At 63.3% G+C, this 547-nt stretch carries 1 protein-coding gene; it reads left to right on the forward strand.

Features of this window, described 5'->3' with window-relative positions; translation table 11 throughout:
- Window positions 1–216, forward strand: a 216-nt coding sequence (locus N869_RS15940; protein WP_035063356.1) for a hypothetical protein, incomplete at its 5' end; no start/stop codon positions are given.
- Window positions 217–547: the final 331 nt, after the last annotated feature.

Consider the following 547-nt stretch of genomic DNA (forward strand, 5'->3'; position numbering starts at 1 on the left):
AGGGTGTTCACGCGGTCGGCCTCAGCGGTGTGGCGTGGTGATGAGGTGCAGATGGATGTGCTGGATCGCCGGCGCGTTCGTGTGCGCATGCGTGAGGAGAGCCTGAATGTGGAGCGATATGGGATGGTCCGCGACTCACAGGGGTGGTTCACGGCCGACGTGAATTTCCTGTCGATCGAGAAATACTGTGTTCATGAGCGTGATCTGGGTCCGTGAGTTTCCCTTCTCTTTGAGTGAGACGGGTTGGGTGCTTGTGGGGTGATGGGGTCCGTGTCGCTGCGAGATCTGCCTGGGTGTGGTGATCGGGCGTTCTTTCGGGGGCATGAGTACGCGGCGGTGCGTGATGCCGCCACGGGTGTGGTGACGTTGTTCATCTCGAGGGGCGACCCTGTGCCCGATTCTGGGGTGGTTGTGGCGGGGGTAGCCGGCTGTGGTGAGCGGGTCCGTGTGCGTGAGGTGGACGTGGATCGGCTCTTCTTGCGGTCGATGCGCGCCCGGTGGCGGGGTGAGGTCGTGGGTGTGCGGGTCTTGGATGATGAGCGGGTGC

Origin of the sequence: Cellulomonas bogoriensis 69B4 = DSM 16987 (assembly GCF_000767165.1) — a bacterium.
Classification (GTDB): domain Bacteria; phylum Actinomycetota; class Actinomycetes; order Actinomycetales; family Cellulomonadaceae; genus Actinotalea; species Actinotalea bogoriensis.